This window comes from Pantoea sp. OXWO6B1, from assembly GCF_001641135.1.
Classification (GTDB): Bacteria; Pseudomonadota; Gammaproteobacteria; order Enterobacterales; family Enterobacteriaceae; genus Pantoea; species Pantoea allii.
In genome coordinates this window covers 71,885-91,625 of sequence record NZ_LWLR01000004.1, presented here as the reverse complement: position 1 = coordinate 91,625, position 19,741 = coordinate 71,885, and the positions used below count along the sequence as shown (strand labels likewise).

The window sequence follows — 19,741 nt, the reverse complement described above, 5'->3', positions numbered from 1 at the left end:
CATCATTATGCTGGCACTCTCACCTGTCTGGCACGGGCGCGCTGTTGCTGTCCGTCGTCTGGCAAATCTCGTTCTGCAGACGCTTGTGATACATCCTGCGCTGCTTTTCTTTCTGTTGTTTTTGTGGATATCGATGAATGCCGGCAGCGGCGGCCAGATGCTCCTGAACTCTGCGGAAAGCCTGGTGCGCGACGCACCGGCCTCGCAGGTCTGGGGGTGTCAGCCGTCACCCGAACCCACGCCTCCTGACGTATCCGGCACAGCTAAAACAGGCACCGCTGAAAAGTTTTCAGAGCTGAAGCCCGCTCCGGTTACGGTTCTGTGCAAGAGGGAGCCAGTGAGCCGTGATGCATGGGTTGAACAGACCAACAACACGTTGTGGATGCTCTACAAGTCCGGCGTATTACTTTCTCTCTGCCTGAGCATTTGCGTGTGGGTATATCTGGGACATGCAAAAGGTAAAAAATCATGAATCATCTGCCAGTGGTCGCCATTTTTTTCATGTCGGCAGTCATCTTCAACTGCCTGCGAATGCTCCTGAATTACTCTGCCGCACTCACTCTCGATGTGCTGGTGACGGGAGCCGTAACCTGCGGCTCCATTGCCGGTGTCCTGGCGCTTTTTTCACTCGTCCAGGCACTCAGGCGCACCAGACGGCCGGGAGTGACCGGACAATGAAAGATTATATTCTGCTGGGTTCCCTCCTGCTGGGGCTGTCGTTTGCCGCCAGCGCCACTACCGTTGCGGATCAGATTGCCGCGATGGAGAAGACAAAGGCGCAACGGGGTGCCGTGCTACCGGATTTCGGACTCCCGGCCGCTACGCCGCTGCGGCGTGCCACGCCCAGGCCGCCTAATCCGATCACGCTGCCTGACGGCAGAACGGCAAACCTGAATGATTATGCCGTGGTCGTTTTCATGCAGCGCAGCTGCACGCACAGCGCCAAATTTGATCCGCTGCTGAAGGCATGGGCGGATGATGCAGGCATAAAGGTCTATCCCTACACGCTTGACGGATACGGTGACAGTTCATTTCCGGTCGTACTGATCCCCCGAAAGGCCGGACCGAACGAGCCGATTGCCGGTGAGATTCTGACATTCTTCGGTAACGGGCTGCCGATAGCGACCCCGACCACATTCATGGTTAACGTGAACACTAACGTGGCTTATCCGCTTTATCAGGGTGAGGCTGACATGGCCACCATAAGCCAGCGACTGACCCTGATGATCGAAGCCGATATTGATCACCTTTCTCCGGACACATTAGGGCCGGTTCCCAGCAGCGGAGCGCTGACGCCTCAGTAACCCGCAGCGCTGTCACCTACGGAAAAAATCATGACTGAACATCCCCTGACGCTCTCCAGACTGGAGACAGCGTTACTGCTTATCTGCGCCTCGCTTCTGGCATCAGCCGGACTTTATGCCTGGTTTGTCTGTGAGTTTACGGAGGGCGGTTTGCTGGTTCTGACAGGCGGACCGGATGCCGGGTTGCTCAGCGCCGTCCGGGACTTTCCGCTGCTCTTCCTGCTTTCCCTCGCCGGGGGATCAGGTTGTGGCGCGCTAATCAGTATCACTCTCCGGCGGAATGGGTTTATGACGCAGTGGAGTTAATGATGATGAATCACTCAGTGGGACCGCTCGTAAAAGGAAAACGCAGAACATGAAAATCAGGCAGTTCCTCCTTTCAGCCTTCACAGCGCTGACAATCAGTAGTACGGCTCAGGCCGACGTACAGGGTGACCTGAATGGCTATTTCAGCAGCCTCGGGTTTGACGGCAATGTTTCTCAGGCACAGGCCTGGCAGGGGCAGGCGGCGGGCTATATCACAGGCGGTTCAATATATCTGCGTAATCCCGTCAAGCAGGTTCAGCTTATCTCGATGCAGGTGCCCTCACTCAATGCGGGCTGCGGCGGCATTGACGCTTATTTGGGCTCGTTTTCGTTCATCAACGGCGCGGAACTGCAGCGGTTCGTCAAACAGATAATGAGTAATGCATCCGGATATGCCTTTGACCTGGCGCTGCAGACAATGGTCCCTGAACTCAAGCAGGCTAAGGACTTTTTGCAGAAACTGGCCTCAGACGTCAACTCTGCAAACATGAGTTCCTGTCAGGCGGCGCAGGGCATCATCGGGGGGCTGTGGCCCGTGTCACAGGTGTCAAACCAGAAAATCTGCCAGGACATTGCCGGCGAGAGCAACATTTTTTCAGACTGGGCGGCATCCCGGCAGGGCTGTACGGTCGGCGGGCAGGGCGACAGCGTGACCAGCCGGGCCCCTGACCAGATGAAAGACCAGGTACTGAAAAACAAAAACCTTATCTGGGACGCGCTGAGCCGTAACCATCTGTTTGACGGTAACAACGAGTTGAAAGAACTGGTGATGAGCATCGTCGGCTCCATCGTTTTCAACGCCCAGGGGCAGGTCACCATTCTGACCCCAATGGTGGATAACCGCGACATCATCACCGTTTTGATGCGGGGCGGCAGCGCAAAAATCTATGGCTGTGACACGATGGATATCTGTCTCGGTCCGACGGTAGGGACGGTCAACATCAGCAGTGATGCGGCGCTGGTGACGCAGGTCCGCAACATCATGCTTTCACTCGACAGTAAGCTGACCAGCGATACTCCGATGACTGACCGTGAAAAAGGGTTCATCAACACGACGTCGGTGCCGGTATTCAAATACCTGACTAACTCCCGCAGCATGGGCATGAGCCCGACCTACCTGCTTCAGGTCGCAGACTTCATTGCGCAGGACATGATGATCCAGTACCTGCAGGAGCTGGTAAAGCAGGCCAGCCAGTCCCTTGCGGGTAAAAACTATCCGGAACAGGCGGCAAGCGAACTACGCGCCAACGTCCTTAACGCCCAGTCCCTTCTCGCACAGATGAAGCTGCAGTCTGCAGCGGATCAGAATGCACTTGACGGCATTGACCGGAACTTGCAGTACCTGCAGCAGCAGGTGTCCACCATTATCTCAACCTCCTATCAGAGTAACTATCGCTGGGGAAACGGCAATGACTGAGGTTTACACGATTTACGGCGGAGACATGTGGCGGCAGATGTTTAACGGCGTCGTCACCATACTGGGCTCCGATACGTTCACCACGGTGCTTCACATCGTGGGCACGTTCAGCATCCTGGGCGTGATGGTCACATTCACTAAAACGCGCAACCCGATGGCATTTCTTCACTGGCTGGGTATTTTCATGCTGATAACTTCCGTCCTTCTGGTGCCGAAGCGCAGTGTGCAGATAATCGATATCACCGATCCTGCAGCGGTGTATGAAGTGGATAACGTGCCGGTCGGGCTGGCGATGATTGCGGGCCTGACGACAGGCACAGGTTTCGGAATGGCTCAGTTGTATGATTATACTCTGGCGCGTCCTGATTCCCTGACGTATACCAAATCGGGCATGCTGTTTGGATCGCAAATCATCGCGCAGTCGTCAGATTTCCGCACGCAGAATCCTCAGCTGGCCGCGCTGCTTACTGACTACGTTGAAAACTGCGTGATCGGCGACATCATGCTGAACAACAAGTACACCATTTCCCAGTTGCTCAACAGTACCGATCCCCTGACGCTTATCACCAGTAACCCAAGTCAGCTACGGGGCATTTTCCAGGACACAGGTAATGGCCGGCAGTTTGTAACCTGTCAGCAGGCATCGGTCACCATGCGTTCGCTGATGAACGACGACATTCGTGTTGGAGGGCTCAGCTGGCACACGCTGGCCACGCGAATTTTTGGTAACCGCGTCAGCGCAGACACGCTCCTGGGTAATGCGATGAACGACAGCTATGGCTTTTTCTATTCAGGTGGTCAGAGCGCAGCGCAGATCATGCGGAACAACGTGACCAATGCAGCTATCCGTGATGGATGGAAAGGCTTTGCGGCGCGTTCGTCTGATACAGCAAACCTCGTGAATCTGGCCACTGAATCCAGCATGACCAAACAGCGGCTCAGCTGGGCCTCTTTCGGTGTTGTCATCGGCCGAACGCTGCCTATTTTCCAGTCGCTGATGATGCTGATCCTGATTGGGCTTTTCCCGCTGGTGATTGCGCTTGCCCTGACTAACCACAGCATTTTCGGGGTAAACACGCTGAAGATGTATGCCGGTGGCTTTCTGTACTTTCAGATGTGGCCCGTGATGTACGCCATTCTGAATTCAATGATGAACTTCTACCTGCAGTCGAAAACCGGTGCCACGCCTCTGGTACTGGCCAACGCCGATCAGGTCGCCCTTCAGCATTCGGATGCGGCCAACATAGCGGGCTACCTGAGTGCATCGATCCCCGCGATGTCGTTCTTTCTGACGAAGGGTGCGGCTTCGGTGGCGTCTCAGGTGGTCGGCGGGGTTATCAGTTCCGGCGCGTTCTCAACGGGCGGGCAGGCATCCACGACGGCAGACGGCAACTGGTCCTTCAACAACATGTCGATGGATAACGTGAGTGCCAACAAGTTCGACACCAACGTCATGCAACGCTCCGGACAGCAGGCTTTCCAGACCAGCAATGGCGCAATGCATACGCAGACGGCCGATGGCCACAACGTTTACGACACCAGTGGGGCCATCTCAAATCTGCCGGTTAACCTGAAGCTCAGTTCGCTGGCAAGCAGCGGTTTCTCAGAACAGTCACGTCAGGCGCAGCAACAGGCGCAGACGGCTCTGGACGGTTATAACCACAGCGTAACCAGTGGCTACCAGCAGATGCAGCAGTTTAGTCATCAAAGTGGTTCCAGTGACACGCTGACGCAGGGCAGTGATAACAGCGTCGCCTCAAACGTTTCGCGCGGGGCCAGCCAGATGCAGTCTGCGGTAGAAAGCTATGCGAAATCGCACAACATTTCTGAGCAGCAGGCTTACAACCAGCTCATGGATATCACCAATCAGGGCAGTGCGGGAGCTGGCGGCAGGGTATACGGCAAGTTCGATTCGGGTGACCAGCTTGCAGGCAAACTGGGTAAATGGGCAACCGGCCTCAGCGCGGGAGGGGAAGTTAACCTCAATGCTGACTGGCGCCATTCTTCTGGCAGCTCACACGGTACGCAGGACAGCCATGCAGAAGGTCATGATTACCGTAAGGATCAAAACAGCCAGGAAGCGAAGGATTTCCGACAGGGTATGGACATGGTTACCTCAACGCGCCTGAGCGAATCGGGAAGCCACAGCAATAACGAGTCGGATTCGAAAGTGCAACAGTTCGCGGCCACACTTAATGATTCCAAAAGTCAGTATCATCAGTACACCGACAGCACCACGCGGAGTCAGGAATTCAGCCGGATGGCCACGCTTGCGCAGAACCAGAGTGCCAGCCTGGACGCAAACTACAATCAGGAGTTTGTGGACTGGACTACTGCCAAATACGGCAGCGATGCACAGCACGTCCTGACCAACGTAAATACGGCCCAGACTGCAGCGACCGAATTCATGAAAGAACGTCTGGAACCGGAAATAATGCAAAACTATGCAGGGAGAACAGAGCAGACCGCAACGCAGGGGCTGACACCTTCCGGTTCGTTACCTACAGTCACGGGTAATGATAGTCAGGGCTCGTCACATGATCCGGTACAGGTAAATCAGCGAGGTCAAAACGAATCAGCAAGGACAGTTCACCAGGGGAGCACCTCTCATGGTCGCAATAGTGGGCCAGGCGAAAACAGCCAGACCGTTAACGAGCGGAACATTACTCCCCGAGGTAGCGTAACCTCACCGGCGATCGCGCAGGATTACAACTCAGGAGTAAGCCGTGTGAATGAACAGGCTGGCTCACTGAATACGCCACAAAACATCGCTGATAAAGTGGCAGACAGAAACTTTGAAAATACTGGAAAAATAGGAGACATTGACCGAGAATTAAGCAAAAATAAAAGCACTGTTCAGGCATCCAGTGATATACTCAAAAGAGAGCACCAGGGTGCGGTCAACAACCAGCAAATAGGTCGTACTGAAGAAGATATTAGGCAGACCAAGCCTGTTGTTGATGTCAATGAAACGGATCTGTTTAAGGCTAAGCTTGAGCAATTAAGAGCTCATCAAAAAGAAGCCTCATAATAAGCTTAAATGAGAGGGATTATGGCGAATCTAACGACAGCACAAGTTAACGCAGATATAACGATGCTTACTAATGGGTTTTCGTCGGGTGAGCGCATAATCCCATCAAACTCAAGCTTAATTAAGACAAGTTTTTTTATTCCTGCGATTTCAGTTTTTCTATCGCTCTTAAGCACGGTGTCGGTTTATTTGCCTGGCTCAGCGTCAAAATCAATCGAAGGTTACTTTGAGTTTTTGGTAAGTGATGGTTGGATTGTTGTTCTTCCTACAGCAATTGTGGGAATGCTCTTTGCGCTCATGACCTACAACAACATGATAATGTACATGTCCATTCCTAAGCATGTACGTGAAACTTCACTGATACTGAGCCACCTAAAAAAAATTGCAAAGAAAACCATAATACTTTTTCTAGTATTAATGTGTGTTAGCACTGTTTTGGCAGGTTTCAATTCGTGGTTTGCATTTGGAGTGACAGCCCTTGAAGTCGTTTTTTTCTTTACAATAAACATCGCTATTGGTGCGGAAATTAACCGACTAGGGGCAGGTCTGGCTCTCGAAAAAATTTCGAGTATTATCAAAAAGATTTAAGTTTCAAACCATCAAGTCGATAACCCTTCCGTCTTTCTGACGGAAGGGATCACCACCAAAGAATCCCTCTGAAGACATAACCAACGGGCAACTGCGCCCTTTTTTTCGTTTAACAAGGATACTGAAATGAAAAACCGTTCATTTTTTGTGGCGGCAATTGCTGCTGCATGTCTTGTGCTGTCTGGTTGTGGTGCAATGAGCACAGCTATTAAAAAGCGTAATCTCGACGTGAAGACTCAGATGAGTCAGACGGTCTGGATGGAGCCTTCGAGTGAAAAAACAGTCTGGGTTCAGGTGCGCAATACCTCCGATAAAGATATGGGTGACCTGCAGACCATGATCTCCAACGACCTTCGGGCAAAAGGTTATAGCCTGTCCAGCAGCCCTGACACCGCATTCTACTGGGTTCAGGCTAACGTACTGAAAGCAGATAAAATGGACTTACGTCAGGCTCAGGGGTTTCTGACCAGTGGTTATGAAGGTGGAGCTGCAGGAGCAGCTCTGGGCGCAGGTATCACTGCTTATAACGGCAATTCAGGTGGCGCTGTACTCGGCGCAGGTCTTGCAGTAGGTCTTTTAGGCATGGCAGCAGATGCAATGGTGGAAGACGTTAACTATACGATGGTGACCGATCTGCAGATTTCTGAGCGCAGTAAAGCGGCGGTCACCACTGATAACGTTGCAGCTCTGCGTCAGGGAACATCCGGCATCAAACTGCAGACCAGCAGCGAGCAGGGCAACCGCATGAAATATCAGACCCGCGTGGTTTCCAATGCCAACAAAGTTAACCTGAAGTTTGAAGAAGCCAAGCCGGTGCTCGAAGCCCAGCTGGCGAAATCAATCACAAACATTCTGCCGTAACTGAATTGCTCACGAAATCAACGTTCGCGTAACTGCATCATATTTGTGAAAGCCGCGTTCACCGCGGCTTTCAATCAGACCAACGTCATGCGTCTGTGGACGACAATAAACCGTCTCTCCTGACAACCGGGCGCATGTCGTTCTAATTTTGTACCTGCCAGTTCATCTGCACTTACTCAAAACGCTTGAATTTTCATACTCCGGGCGTACGTGCCTCATGTTGTTCCACAAACGTTTCGCCTCCTCGCGCCGGCTTATTCAGCCAGCGTCTGCGGCGGGCGCTGCGTTAAAAACTACGTTCTCAAGCCTCCCGTTCAACTTTGATAATAAGGTGATACCTATGCTGCAATTTAACGGCGCACTGCGCACCCTCATTACATGGTTTACTTTTTTTCTTGCCTGGAGCGCATTTGTTCTTTGCCAGTTTGGCCAGCCAGTGACTCAGTACATCATGTCGCACAGCGATTTCTTCGCATATGACCTTGCCATGAGAAGCACACAAAACGGCCTGACGCCGCAGGGAATGATTCCTTGCCTGATGGCACTGCTGACGCTGACGGCCGGTGCCGTGCTGTCTGTACTGACATTGCTCTGCTGGAATGTTCTCTTCGTAGTCTGTGGTCTGCCGGCTCTGGCGGGATGCTGGTTGCTTAAGCGCGCTGGTTTCATTCGCAAAATCCCGGGCTGAGCCTGTAATGCCCAACGCCGGTTTGCTCTGTCCGGCGCTTTCGTTTCCCTGTAACCCCCAGCCCGCTCCTGTTAACCGGGGCGGGCCGCTTGCGCGCGTCTGCCGGAGTTATTCCATGAGTTTCACGCCGAAAAACCTTACTCAGGGCGGTCAGATAACGGCCTACCGCCTGCGAATGTTCATACAGGTCAACCAGTGGATTTCACACTGGATGTTGTTGTTTTTTGTTCTGACGACGCTGGGCTTGTTCTGGTACATCACCCCGGAAGATACGCTTCGAAACGGCTTCTGGTACTGGACGGGCTATGTGCAGTCGGGCTTTATCCGGCTGATGCAGCACGACGGCCCGCCCGTGTGGGATATTCGCTGGCACTGCGAACCCGAAAGAATATGCACCATTAACCTTACCCTCGCTCAGCTGCTAGCAAATCCCTGGATGCAGGAGCAGGGTGCGCTGCTTGTCCAGAATCTCAAACAATGTGCCTTCTGGTGCGGCGTTGCGGCAATGGCCCTATTCAGCCTTGTATTCTGGTATGTGGGACGGATAGGCAAAAAGGAGAGTGCGGATGAATTTATATCCGGCATGGAGCTTACCGATGACCTGAAAGAGATTAACCGGCTGCTCAAAAAGGCTGGAGAAAAATCAAATCTGCAGGTGGCCGGGCTTCATATGGTTCGTAATGCTGAGATCATGAATTACCTGATTCACGGCACCGTAAATGTCGGTAAGTCCACCATTATCCGCTGGCTGCTTGATTACATACGCAAGCGGGGTGATCGCGCCATCATATACGACTCAGGTGGTACGTTTGTCGAAACGCACTATGACGAACGCATGGACAAAATCCTGAACACGCATGACAGACGCTGCGAAAACTGGGTGCTGTGGCGTGAAGGGCGTGAGGTGGTGGATTATGAGAACATGACGGCCGCGCTGATGCCGGTTGAGGGCGATTCGGACCCTTTCTGGGTTTCGTCCTCCCGGACTATCTTCAGCGATACTGCCATGCAGTTCGCATCGGACCCGGATCGCAACATTGAAAAATTCCTGAAAACCCTGCTGTCCATCGATCTGAAAAGCCTGCGCGAATTCCTGAAGAACACGCCCTCCGCCAACCTGGTGGAGGAGAAAATTGAAAAAACCGCCATCTCGATACGCTCGGTTCTGACCAACTACGCCAAGTCGCTGCGTTACCTGCAGGGGCTCGACAAGGAGGGTAAACCCGAGTTCAGCATCCGGGAGTGGATGACTGAAAAGCAGTATGACAACAGCTGGCTGTTTATCTCCACCACGGCCCGTCACCGTAAATCTGTCCGCCCGCTGATAACGATGTGGCTCTCGCTGGCCACGTTGTTTATCCAGAGCATGGGCGAGGACAGCCAGCGACGGGTGTGGATTATCGGCGATGAAATTCTGGGCCTGCAGAAACTCCCGGATCTGGGCGAAACGCTTGCCGAGGGCCGTAAGTTCGGTGCCTGCTTTGTACTGGGTATTCAGAACATGCCCCAGCTGATTAACGTTTACGGCCGCGAAATGGCCAGAGCCATTTTTGACCTGCTGAACACGCGCTTTTACGGCCGCTCTCCCAGTTCTGAAGTGGCAAAAATGGTGGAGGAAGATCTGGGCTATCAACGCCGGCGTGAAGCCCGGGAGCAGAACAGCTTTGGTCTGGCGCAGGAACGTGACGGTATTTCTATCAGCAAGGACAAGGTCAGGGAGCCGGTTGTTGATTATGACAACATCATGAAGCTGCCCAACCTGCGGTTTTACGTCCGTCTGCCGGGTGAATATCCGGTAGTAAAACTCAGCCTGAAATACCGCGAACAGAAAAAATACCACCCTGCGCTCATCGAGCGAGATTTCAGGGACAACCTCAGTCCTGAGCTGGAAAAAATCATCAACCGGAACGAGCGGGATGCCGTCAACCTCGGCCTGCGCTTTCCGACCGGCGATGAACATCTGGAAAGGGGTGAGGCTCCAGCTCCGACCGCTAGACCTATTTTTCCTCCTGAAAACCCTCTACCGGCAAATGCAGTTAACGTCGCCTCTGCGCCGGCTGCTGAAGCCCATGATCAGCAGCCCGTACAGGAAATGCAGACCCCGGTTCAGCCAGTGCTGACCAAAGCACGTTCAGTGCCTGTGGAGGAACCTCAGCGGTCGGGCGCCGTAAACGCCAGTAAACCCGCAGGCAATATACCGCAACGGATTGATGAGCCTGAGTCCGGAAGAAGGTTGCCGGACAACGTCAGGGCATTTCCTGGTCGTAACCCGCAGGCGCCGGTCAGTGCAGAGAGCGCGGCTGAACGTTCCGATGACAGGCCGCAGCCGTCCGTTCCGGCCGCTGAAAAAGCCGTACTTCCTGCCGCAAAATCTTCCGTTTCTCCTGCAAATGCTAAATCACCGGTGAGAACGGCGAGTGCGCTGGAAATGCTGGCGCGACGGAACAACAGGCCCGCGACTGATGATGATTCGGTGATGTCCGATGAGGCCGCTCAGGGGGAGGCACCCGATCTGCAAATGCTGGCGGAAAAAGACGATGCCGGTCAGTTGATTGTGCATACGGCTGGCCATCAGAAAACCGGTCCCGACAGCAGGGAAGAGGCTTACGCCGATCAGTACCGGCAGGCCAACTACAAAATGGCTGACGATGAAAAGAACATCCTGCGCCACCGTGAAGATTACGAGGCCTGGCAGGAAATGGGAGAACATCATGAACCCGGAGGGTATGAAAGATGATGACCGTTGCGCCGGTGGCTTCGGCCGCCGATGCTGCCAGCTACTACAGCAGCAAAGATAACTATTATTTTCTTGATGACCTGGAAAGTCAGTGGCTGGGCGAGGGGGCTAAAGAGCTGGGACTGGAGGGACCGGTTGACCTGCAGACGTTCACAGACGTCCTGCACGGTAAGCTGCCGAACGGCGTCGAACTGGGCAAAGAGGTTCAGGGTTCCCACGTCCACCGGCCCGGCCATGATCTGACGTTTTCCGCACCCAAAAGTATATCCATGCTCATTCTGGCCGGTGGCGACAAGCGCCTGCTGGATGCTCACCATGAGGCAGTAAAAGATGCGCTGGGGGTGATTGAAAACCTGATCAGCGCCAGGGATACAAAGGACGGCATAACGCGCATTGTACCCACAGAAAAAATGGTGGCGGCACTGTTTACCCATGACACGTCCCGTAACCTTGATCCGCAGATACATACCCACGCCGTCATTGTTAACGCCACTGAGCTGGACGGCAAATGGAAGGCTCTGTCCACCGATTATATTCACGGGACAGGATTTATTGAGACGATTTACAAACACCAGGTGAAGTTTGGCCAGATTTACCGCAGCTCGCTTAAAGGGAAAACCGAAGCGCTGGGGTATGAGACTGAACTGACTGGCGGGCCTCATGATCTCTGGGAAGTTAAAGGCTTTACTGAAACTGTGCTGGAAGAATTCTCATCACGGCACAGGGAAATTCACCTCAGCGTGGGTGAGGAAGCCAGCCTGAAAAGCCGCGATGTGGCGGCGCTCGATACCCGCCAGAGAAAACAGTCTCTCGATCGCTATGGTGAGGATGACGTAAACACGAAAACGGTGCCTGAAAACAGCACACCGGCCGTTCGGGATGAGCGGTCGCCGTTGCAGGTTAAGGCCGACGTCTTAAAGGAGGCTGGCGGTATTAACAAAGCTGACAGTGTCTCTCCGGAAACTGCAGGTAAAGTCATCAGCCATTCCGGCGGGCCGGACGTCTCCGGTTCAGGCCTCTCAGATAAGGTTGCCGGCAATGAAGAACAGCATATTACAGGCCCGCTTAACGAAGATCTGGCCAGAAGGAACGATTATCCTGAGAAGGCGTCCGGGCCAGAACGTTTCATTACAGATTCAACCGAACTGCCGCTGACTGAACCCGCGCTGGCAGATGACAGAACGGGCAATGCAAAGAACCACGACATGACACCGGTTCAGGATGAGGAGCCCATTGCCAAGCCCGAAACTGAACGGGGCCGCAGCCGTCTTCAGGAGCGCTGGAAAATCCAGATGGAGAAGCTGGGTTTTGACATTCAGGAAGTCATCAGTGAGGCGAAGTCCCGCGAGGTGCAGCAGACTGAACCCGAGGCGGATATCAGCAAAAATGCCATCTGGTCAGTTCAGGAAGCGATTTCAGTTCTGAGCGACAGTCAGACGCGTTTTACCTACGGCGACCTTCTGGTGACCGCGTTCAGCGCAGGCGAATACGAAGAAAAAATACCGGATTTGAAACGCGCGCTTGATGAGGTGATCAGCAGCGGCGAACTTATCCCTCTGGATGCGGAAAAGGGCGTGTTTACGTCGCGTATCCACCTGCTGGACGAGCTGTCACTGCAGTCTGTGGCTGCCGACGCGGTCAAAGAAAACGTGGTGGCCAGCTTCCGGACGCCGAAAAGTGAAACACCTGAGCGTTTCGTTCAGGCGCTCCAGTCACCGGTGGCCATCCTGAATTCCCCCTCATCTGCCCTGCGTCAGCGTGAAACCGCTGAACATCTGGTGACATTGTCACGTGCCCACGGACGAGATGTGATGGTCATGGCCAGTTCTGCAGAGCGTGCGCTGTCACTCGGTAAATCGGATTTACTGAAAGATAACCTGATGCACCGCAGCCGAATTCTGGACAGCAGCTTTACCCTGACACCACAGAGCACGCTTGTGGTTGAGGGGGCCGAGCGACTGGGCCTGAAAGAAATGCTCGTGCTGACCGGCGAAGCTCTGGAGAAGAATGCGCAGCTGCTGTTCCTGGACGGAGCCGGCCGCACGTCGGCAACCAGCGCACTGTCGGTTCTTGAACAGTCCGGTGTGCCGCGACTCTCCCTGAGCGAGCCCTCGTCCGGACTGGAAACCCGCGTTATAAGTATCGCGGACAAGCGCGATCGCTATCAGGCACTGGCCACGCGTTATGCTGAGCTGAGCGATCCGGAAACCGCACTGACGGCGACGGTCGTCGGCGAACGTGAACAGCAGCAGCTGAACGATCAGATCCGTTCGGCGCTTAAAGATGCCGGTAAACTCGGACAGGAAGAGGTGACTGTAGAGGCGCGCATACCTGTTTATACGTCCGCTAAAACCCGAAAGCTTGCCAATACCTACCGTCCCGGGCAGGTTCTGGAGGACAGATCGGATAAAAACGAAACACGCCATTACGTCATCGACCGGGTTCATGAAAAAAGCCGCCAACTGTCACTGGTTGATTCCGATGGTGTTGAGACGGTACAGGACATCCGGAAGCTCACTGGTGACTGGCGGCTCTTTGAGCGTGAATCATTGCAGGTCGCAGGCGGCGAGCGGCTCTTTGCCGTCGCCGGCGACAAGCCGGCAGGAATTAAGGCGCGCGATCGGCTGACGGTTGAGTCCGTCAGCGACGGCCAGATAACACTCTTGCGTGACGGACAGAAAAAGCCAGTACGGGTTGAAACCGGTCGGCCGCTTTATCTGACCCACGCCTATGTGTCCGCCCCGGGAAGCCAGGACAATGACCGTGGAACGGTTCTGGCCAGCCTCAATGGTCGCGATCTGACGGCCAACATGATGAACAGTCTCGCCCGCTCTGGCCACGAAGCCGAGGTGTTTACGGGAGAGCCTCTTGTCCGGGCAGAGGACCGGATCGCACGGATGCGAGCAACCCGTTCTCCGTTGTCTCTGGTCCGTCAGGCCAGCGGCAGGGATGACGCAGCAGAAGCACTGACTGCTCTTAAAAGCGGCCTGCAGACAGACGTTCAGAAGGCGTTTTCGCGCGCGGTTGAGCAGATGCGTGATGTGGCCTTTACTGAGGTCGAACTGCTCAAGGAGGCAATGAAGTTCGGGCCAGGCGTTCCCGATCTGCAGAAGCAGTTTGAACAGCAGGTAGCCGACAGGGATCTGATACGTGTTCAGGTTGGTGGTGAGTTCCGCTACGTCGCCCGCGCGACCTGGGAAATGGAAAAAACCATCGTCAGGGAAATCGCGGACGGAAAAAATGCTGTACCTGCCCTTATGGAGAACGTCAGTGGTTCGGTGACGGCGGGACTCACGGCTGGACAGACCGACGCCACGCGACTCATTCTTGAGAGTAAGGACAGGTTCACAGCCATCCAGGGCTATGCCGGTACGGGTAAAACCACCCAGTTCAGGGCAGTTAAAGCTGGGCTGGACACGCTCCCGGAGGGCTCCCGGCCACAGATCATCGGGCTGGCGCCTACGCACCGGGCGGTGAAGGAAATGCGAAGCGTCGGCATTGAGGCACAGACCCTGAAATCTTTCATCGTTGACTGGCAGCAGCGCGCGGCTGCGGGTGAAAGCGTCCGCTTTGAAAACACACTTTTCCTCATCGATGAGTCTTCCATGCTGGGAAACCAGGACACGGCCGTGGCTTACAAGGCCATATCGACCGGCAACGGCCGGGCGGTGTCGGTCGGGGACATCGCGCAGTTCACCTCGCCCGAGAGTGGTGCACCCTTCAGGCTTGTTCAGGAGCGCAGCCCCATTGATGTCGCCGTAATGAAAGAAATCGTCCGTCAGCGTGATGAAAACATCAAGTCTGCGGTTTACAGCGTTATAGAGAATAAAGCAGCGGCTGCGATTGATAAAATCATGCAGGTTCAGCCCTCTGCGGTTCCGCGTGCAGCCGGCGTGGTACAGCCGGAACGTTCAGTTACTGAAACTAAAGCGCCGGTGGAGGCCATTGTTGCTGACTACATGGGGCGAACGGCAGGGGCGAGGGAAAAGACCCTGATCATCGCACAGCTGAATGAAGACAGGCGGGCAATCAATCAGGGCATTCATGACAGGTTGTTTGAAGCGAAGGAGCTGGGTAATAAAGCCGTGAACGTTCCTGTTCTGGAGCGTGTCACGGGTGGCAGGCATGACTTTAACCGCACGTCATCCTGGAAGTCAGGGCAGGTGGTTATGGTGAACGACAGCTATCTCAGTGTGACGGCTGTTGATTCGGGTATTAACCGCATCGTGTTACGGGATGAAGACGGCAGGACAAAGTTTTATTCACCGGCTGAACTCAATGCCACGGAGATCGAGGTGTTTGAGCGTAAAAGCCTGGAGCTGCGGGTTGGCGACAGTCTGCGCATGACCAAAACGCAGAAACAGGCCGGACACACAGCGCATGAACAGTACCGGGTACAGGCGCTACGGGATAATGGCGAGGTGGTACTGAGGAGTGCAGCAGGGGAAAAGGTCATAGAGCCGGGGAAGGTAACCGCAGACCAGCATATTGACTATGCGTGGGCGGTAACGGGATACGGTGCTCAGGGGGCCAGTGCAGAGTACGTCATAGCGCTTGAAGGTACTGAGGGGGCACGACAGCGCATGAGCGGTATGCGCGCCTTTTACATCAGCATCTCTCGTGCGGTTGACCACGTGCAGATTTACACAGATGGAATGGCAGACTGGATGGCCACGCTTCGCAACAGGGATAACGGGCCTGAAACGGCCCACGATGCCATCGATCCTCAGCCTGAACGCTCTCAGGCGAGACTCATCTGGGGTATGGGAAAACCGGCGTCAAAAACGGCCATAGGCCGGACCTTTCTGCGGGAACAGGGGCTTAAAAACAGTCCGTTAACCGTGCGAATTATCCCCCCCACTAAAAAGTATCCGGAACCCCACCTGGCCCTGCCGGTCTTTGACGGCAATGGTAAGACTGCCGGCGTCAGTCTCTACCCAATCAGTGCGGACGCTGGTCAGATGACAACAGGTGCGGGCAGGGAGCTGGCCACCCGCGAAGCTCAGGCTGCTGTACTGCAGAAAAGCCGGAACGGAGAAACGATGATAGTCACTTCACTGGGGCAGGGGCTTGACGCTGCCAGAACGAATCCACATACCGGCGTTATCCTTCAGACTGGCCGTAAAACACCGACTGACAGGATGCTGAAAGTCGCCGGTGGCCAGCCAGAACGGGCATACCGTTCCGACGCTGCGCTGGTGAGCCTTGTGCAGCATGAGTTAACGGATATGCTCAGAAATCTGCCTCCGGATGGTCCCGTCCGCGACGAGTCAGCCCTGCTGCAGGCGGCCCTCGTGGCGCTTGAAAAGTCGCAGGGTGCGTCACTTTCACTGCCTGAAACGGACAGGTCAGAACGGGCAGGAGAACCCGATATGAAAGCGCTGGCCAGAAAGCTGGCTACCGAAGCCGCCAGGGAAGACATGAAGCTACCCGAAAAAACAGAGCCGGACGGAATGGCAGAGTTGCAGAAGCTTGCGAAGCAGCTTATGGCTGAAGCTCAGACTGTGGTGAAACTGGAAACTGATGCTGAAAAGGAGACGCTGAATTCACGACTTCTGACACGCGTAGTGGAGTCGGTTAAACAGCAAATCCCGGCATTGCCAGGGGAAAAGGAACCTGACTATGCACGCCTTATCGGTCAGGCTGCTGGCGAGCTTTCGTCGCAGGGAGGTCTGAATGCGGCTTCAGCCAGCGCTGTGCTGAATGCGCTGGCGAACGGCGGCATGCCTGGCGATATACGGCTGCCTGCTGAGACAGGCGGGGCGGGTGCCATACCGGCATCTGTCATCCGGAAGGCGACAGAAGAACTTGACCGGTCTGTGCAGGCCCCTGTCAGGGCGCAAGCCGAACTGTCGGAGCGCGCCATTGCCAGCGCGGCGCGTGAGCTTGAAAGACAGAGTCAGCCAACCCTGCCGGCAGAAGGACGCGGCAGGGAGCGTGAAGAACCTGTGCCTGAGATTACCCGCAATATTCAGAAAGAGCGCTGATACACATGCAGGGCAGTATCACGGCCCTCCAGCTCCCGAAATCTGGCGAAACAGCCAGCCATAAACTTCCCTGAATTCCTGAAAGAGAAAACAGAATATTATGAAAAAACACGTAAAACTGGCGGCAGTGATGCTGACCACTGGCATTTGCTGTGCTGTCCAGGCGGCACCGACGGCTGCAGCAGAGGACTTTACGCCTGCGCAGCAGGCCCGAATCGGCGAAATTGCGGCTGACTATCTGGTTGCGCATCCGGATGTCCTGATTGAAGTCAGTAAAAAGCTTCAGGCGCGGCAGGAAGAGATGAAACAAAAGGCCTATGTCGGTGCAGCCGTTAAAGCCCACCGTCTGCTGATGCAACTCGACGGCGTGCCGGTGACGGGACCGGCTGAGTCAAAGGTCATCGTGACGGAGTTTTTTGATTACGAATGCATTGCCTGCAGCATGATGTCGCCGGTGATGGAAAAGGTGATGGCCAGTAATTCGGATGTCAGGTTTGCATTCCGTGACTGGACGATATTTGCCTCCCGTTTTCCGGAGTCCACCCAGGCGTCACGACGTGGTCTTGACGTGTTCCGGCAGAAAGGCGCTGCGGCCTATATTGATTACCACAATGGCATTTACCGGACAGGGCACAATGAGGGCAAGATTACAGCTGAAGACATAGAAACTGCTGCGAAAATAGCGGGTGCAGGGCCTGAAAAACAGGAGGATTATGCAAAATCAGACAGTCTCATCGCCAGTAATGACTCTCTGGCAGAGTTGCTGGGGCTGACGGGTACACCGGGAATCATCGTCATGCCGGCAGAGAATGCCAGCCCGGAAAATACGACCGTCATACCTGGCGTGGTCAGCGAAGCGGTCATGCAGCAGGCCATCATCAAAGCGTCCGGAAAGTAAGAATAGCCCGGCGGCGGAACTACGCTGCCGGGGCTAAGCCATACTATTGTTTACGGAACTGGCCGTGCTTGTCGCCTGGCTTTCTGTTACGTTCACGGTGGATTTCGTAGGAGTAGCCTTTGTTTTCAGCCCACTCTATGGCTTCTTCCTGGGTATCACATTCATATAAACAAACACCGCTGACTTCTTGTTCAACGATATGGTAATTACTAAATATATTTCTAATTTTGACGATATGAACAGTTATTTGAGTTGTCATGCGACTTTCCTTTTGTCTTAAGCAGAAAATATCTAACAGTAAAAGATCTGTCTACCCCTTGTTTATAAGGCTTTGAATAAGGGATGTGATCGGAAAACGGTAACGGTCCAGCGTTAATAAACCAGCATACAGTTAGAGTAAAAACTGACGCAGTTAATCTCAGTGGTTCAAAGTAACCATCATTTGAACCTGGCTTTTTTAACAGCCACCTGATTGTTCTGCCCCATGAGTAGCCTGTTCAACGGTGAACTGGTCTCCGGAACTTGAGGAAAGTTGATTAATGAGGCCTTTGCACGAGTAGCCCATCATGCTGAGATACTGCTTCGCCGATCTAACAGCCTGATGGTTCCAGTCAACATTTAGACTGTCAACTGCTACGGTAGCGTCAGAAATCTCGAAACCATCGCCTGCATCCGATGAGAGTTGTTGTATAAGTCCATCTCGTGAGAAGCCCGACATCGAAAGATACTGCTTCGCGGCTCTGGCGGCATTATTCTGAGGCCCAGTCAGATCTCCCGCCCACGTGGGGGTTGAGGCAAACAAAAAGGCAGTCACTACTATCTTCATAAATTTCATTGAAATATCTCCATAATCTATACGGCTCCTCTAAGGGACCCGAAGGCCTTTCAGCGACGAAAATTTGAGGATGTCAGGTCTTCGGGGTTTATCGGTCAGTTTTGGGGGAAACTTTAAAATTATTTATATTATCGGCTCGGGCTTGAAATCCATAGATTTATGGAAAAATGTATTACAAAGCTCAACACAGACATAAGCCGGTTACGAAGAGGGATTTGTGAGAAAGCCAACGCAGACATACGACCTTCATATTCCTGACGACGATTACAAAATGGCCGTAGGCATGGAGCGTGATAAGGCAAACTTTGAGTCTTCCAACATCTGGATTTACCTGGGAGCGGATAAAAGAGACACTTGTTACGCAAAGGTAGGGCTTACACTGGGCGATTTGAGATCCCGTTCATATAGCTCGGCCAATCCCCATTATCACATTTTTTGTGCTTTTCAATGTGTTGTAGGCACAACGGGAGAGCAGCTCAGAAAGATTGAAAAGGGGGCTTTGGCCTTTCTTGACAGCATGTTCCCTAAACGACGCGCTTATCATTATGAGTCGCAAATTTTGTCAGAATGTTATTACGACATAAATTTTAGTGACTTTTTTGTTTTGCTTCATGACTACCTCCGTGACAATCACCCCAACAACTTCATGGAAGTCGAGCATCTGAACGAAATAAATGAAGATGACGGTTCTACGCTAGCAATGGAATTCAATCCTCAGATTCCACTTTTAATCCGAAGGAAATATATAGAGTTAATCAAGCGATATTAATTACTTTATTCGATTATAACAAAAGCCCAGACATCTCCGTTCCGCGTGAATGGGGGTAAGCATATATGCTCTTCACTAACTCAAACGATTTCCCTCGCTGTTGGGTGTGATCCATTGCGATCGTCACCCCCTTTCCTTAACAGATACAGCCTTTCGAAAATGGACATGCTCTGAACGCACCGCCATGCGTTTAATCATTCATCAGGACACATACGCACTTCGTGAACCATAAAGACCGACTAAATATGAGTTTTTTTATCCATCCGGTACGCTGAGTGATTATTCAGTGCTGGATTTAGCGGTTGGCTGCGGTTATGATT

15 protein-coding genes are annotated in these 19,741 nt (G+C 53.6%); 13 read left to right on the top strand and 2 right to left on the bottom strand.

Annotated features, from left to right (window positions below; translation table 11 throughout):
* Positions 1-7 precede the first annotated feature (7 nt).
* The 12 genes from A6A26_RS24250 (at position 8) to A6A26_RS24195 (ending at position 17,817) form a co-directional block, all read left to right on the top strand.
* Positions 8-472: a hypothetical protein gene (locus A6A26_RS24250; RefSeq protein ID WP_063881331.1), complete on the top strand. Its 465-nt coding sequence runs from the start codon at positions 8-10 to the stop codon at positions 470-472.
* Positions 469-678 (top strand): hypothetical protein, encoded by a 210-nt coding sequence (locus A6A26_RS24245; RefSeq protein ID WP_063881330.1) that lies wholly within the window; start codon positions 469-471, stop codon positions 676-678. Before A6A26_RS24250 ends, A6A26_RS24245 begins: the two co-directional genes overlap by 4 nt.
* Positions 675-1,304 carry a thioredoxin domain-containing protein gene (locus tag A6A26_RS24240; protein ID WP_063881329.1) on the top strand — a complete coding sequence of 210 codons (630 nt, stop codon included), beginning with the start codon at positions 675-677 and terminating at the stop codon, positions 1,302-1,304. Before A6A26_RS24245 ends, A6A26_RS24240 begins: the two co-directional genes overlap by 4 nt.
* 30 nt (positions 1,305-1,334) lie before the next feature.
* Positions 1,335-1,610 (top strand): hypothetical protein, encoded by a 276-nt coding sequence (locus tag A6A26_RS24235; protein WP_063881327.1) that lies wholly within the window; start codon positions 1,335-1,337, stop codon positions 1,608-1,610.
* Positions 1,611-1,659: 49 nt separating this feature from the next.
* Positions 1,660-3,027: a conjugal transfer pilus assembly protein TraH gene (traH, locus tag A6A26_RS24230; RefSeq protein WP_063881326.1), complete on the top strand. Its 1,368-nt coding sequence runs from the start codon at positions 1,660-1,662 to the stop codon at positions 3,025-3,027.
* Positions 3,020-6,058 (top strand): conjugal transfer mating-pair stabilization protein TraG, encoded by a 3,039-nt coding sequence (traG, locus tag A6A26_RS24225; protein ID WP_063881324.1) that lies wholly within the window; start codon positions 3,020-3,022, stop codon positions 6,056-6,058. Before traH ends, traG begins: the two co-directional genes overlap by 8 nt.
* Positions 6,059-6,079: 21 nt before the next feature.
* Entirely contained in the window at positions 6,080-6,646 is a 567-nt protein-coding gene (locus A6A26_RS24220) for a hypothetical protein (RefSeq protein ID WP_063881370.1), read from the top strand.
* Positions 6,647-6,772: 126 nt separating this feature from the next.
* Positions 6,773-7,507, top strand: coding sequence for a complement resistance protein TraT (traT, locus tag A6A26_RS24215; protein ID WP_063881323.1), 735 nt, complete (start codon positions 6,773-6,775; stop codon positions 7,505-7,507).
* A gap of 340 nt (positions 7,508-7,847) precedes the next feature.
* A complete protein-coding gene (locus A6A26_RS24210) occupies positions 7,848-8,195 on the top strand; it encodes a hypothetical protein (protein ID WP_063881322.1) in 348 nt (115 codons plus the stop codon).
* 115 nt (positions 8,196-8,310) lie between these two features.
* Positions 8,311-10,932 (top strand): type IV conjugative transfer system coupling protein TraD, encoded by a 2,622-nt coding sequence (gene traD / locus A6A26_RS24205; protein ID WP_063881320.1) that lies wholly within the window; start codon positions 8,311-8,313, stop codon positions 10,930-10,932.
* Positions 10,929-16,919, top strand: coding sequence for a MobF family relaxase (gene mobF / locus A6A26_RS24200; protein WP_063881319.1), 5,991 nt, complete (start codon positions 10,929-10,931; stop codon positions 16,917-16,919). The genes traD and mobF overlap by 4 nt, the downstream gene beginning before the upstream one ends.
* Positions 16,920-17,019: 100 nt before the next feature.
* Positions 17,020-17,817: a DsbA family protein gene (locus A6A26_RS24195; RefSeq protein WP_063881318.1), complete on the top strand. Its 798-nt coding sequence runs from the start codon at positions 17,020-17,022 to the stop codon at positions 17,815-17,817.
* A 43-nt stretch (positions 17,818-17,860) separates the two neighbouring features.
* Here A6A26_RS24195 and A6A26_RS24190 read toward each other — a convergent pair whose 3' ends face one another.
* A complete protein-coding gene (locus A6A26_RS24190) occupies positions 17,861-18,076 on the bottom strand; it encodes a hypothetical protein (protein ID WP_063881317.1) in 216 nt (71 codons plus the stop codon).
* Positions 18,077-18,274: 198 nt separating this feature from the next.
* Positions 18,275-18,652 carry an Ltp family lipoprotein gene (locus tag A6A26_RS24185; protein ID WP_063881316.1) on the bottom strand — a complete coding sequence of 126 codons (378 nt, stop codon included), beginning with the start codon at positions 18,650-18,652 and terminating at the stop codon, positions 18,275-18,277.
* Positions 18,653-18,869: 217 nt separating this feature from the next.
* Between A6A26_RS24185 and A6A26_RS24180 the strand changes: the two genes are divergently transcribed.
* On the top strand, positions 18,870-19,421 hold the full coding sequence (locus A6A26_RS24180; RefSeq protein WP_063881315.1) for a hypothetical protein: 552 nt from the start codon (positions 18,870-18,872) through the stop codon (positions 19,419-19,421).
* Positions 19,422-19,741 lie beyond the last annotated feature (320 nt).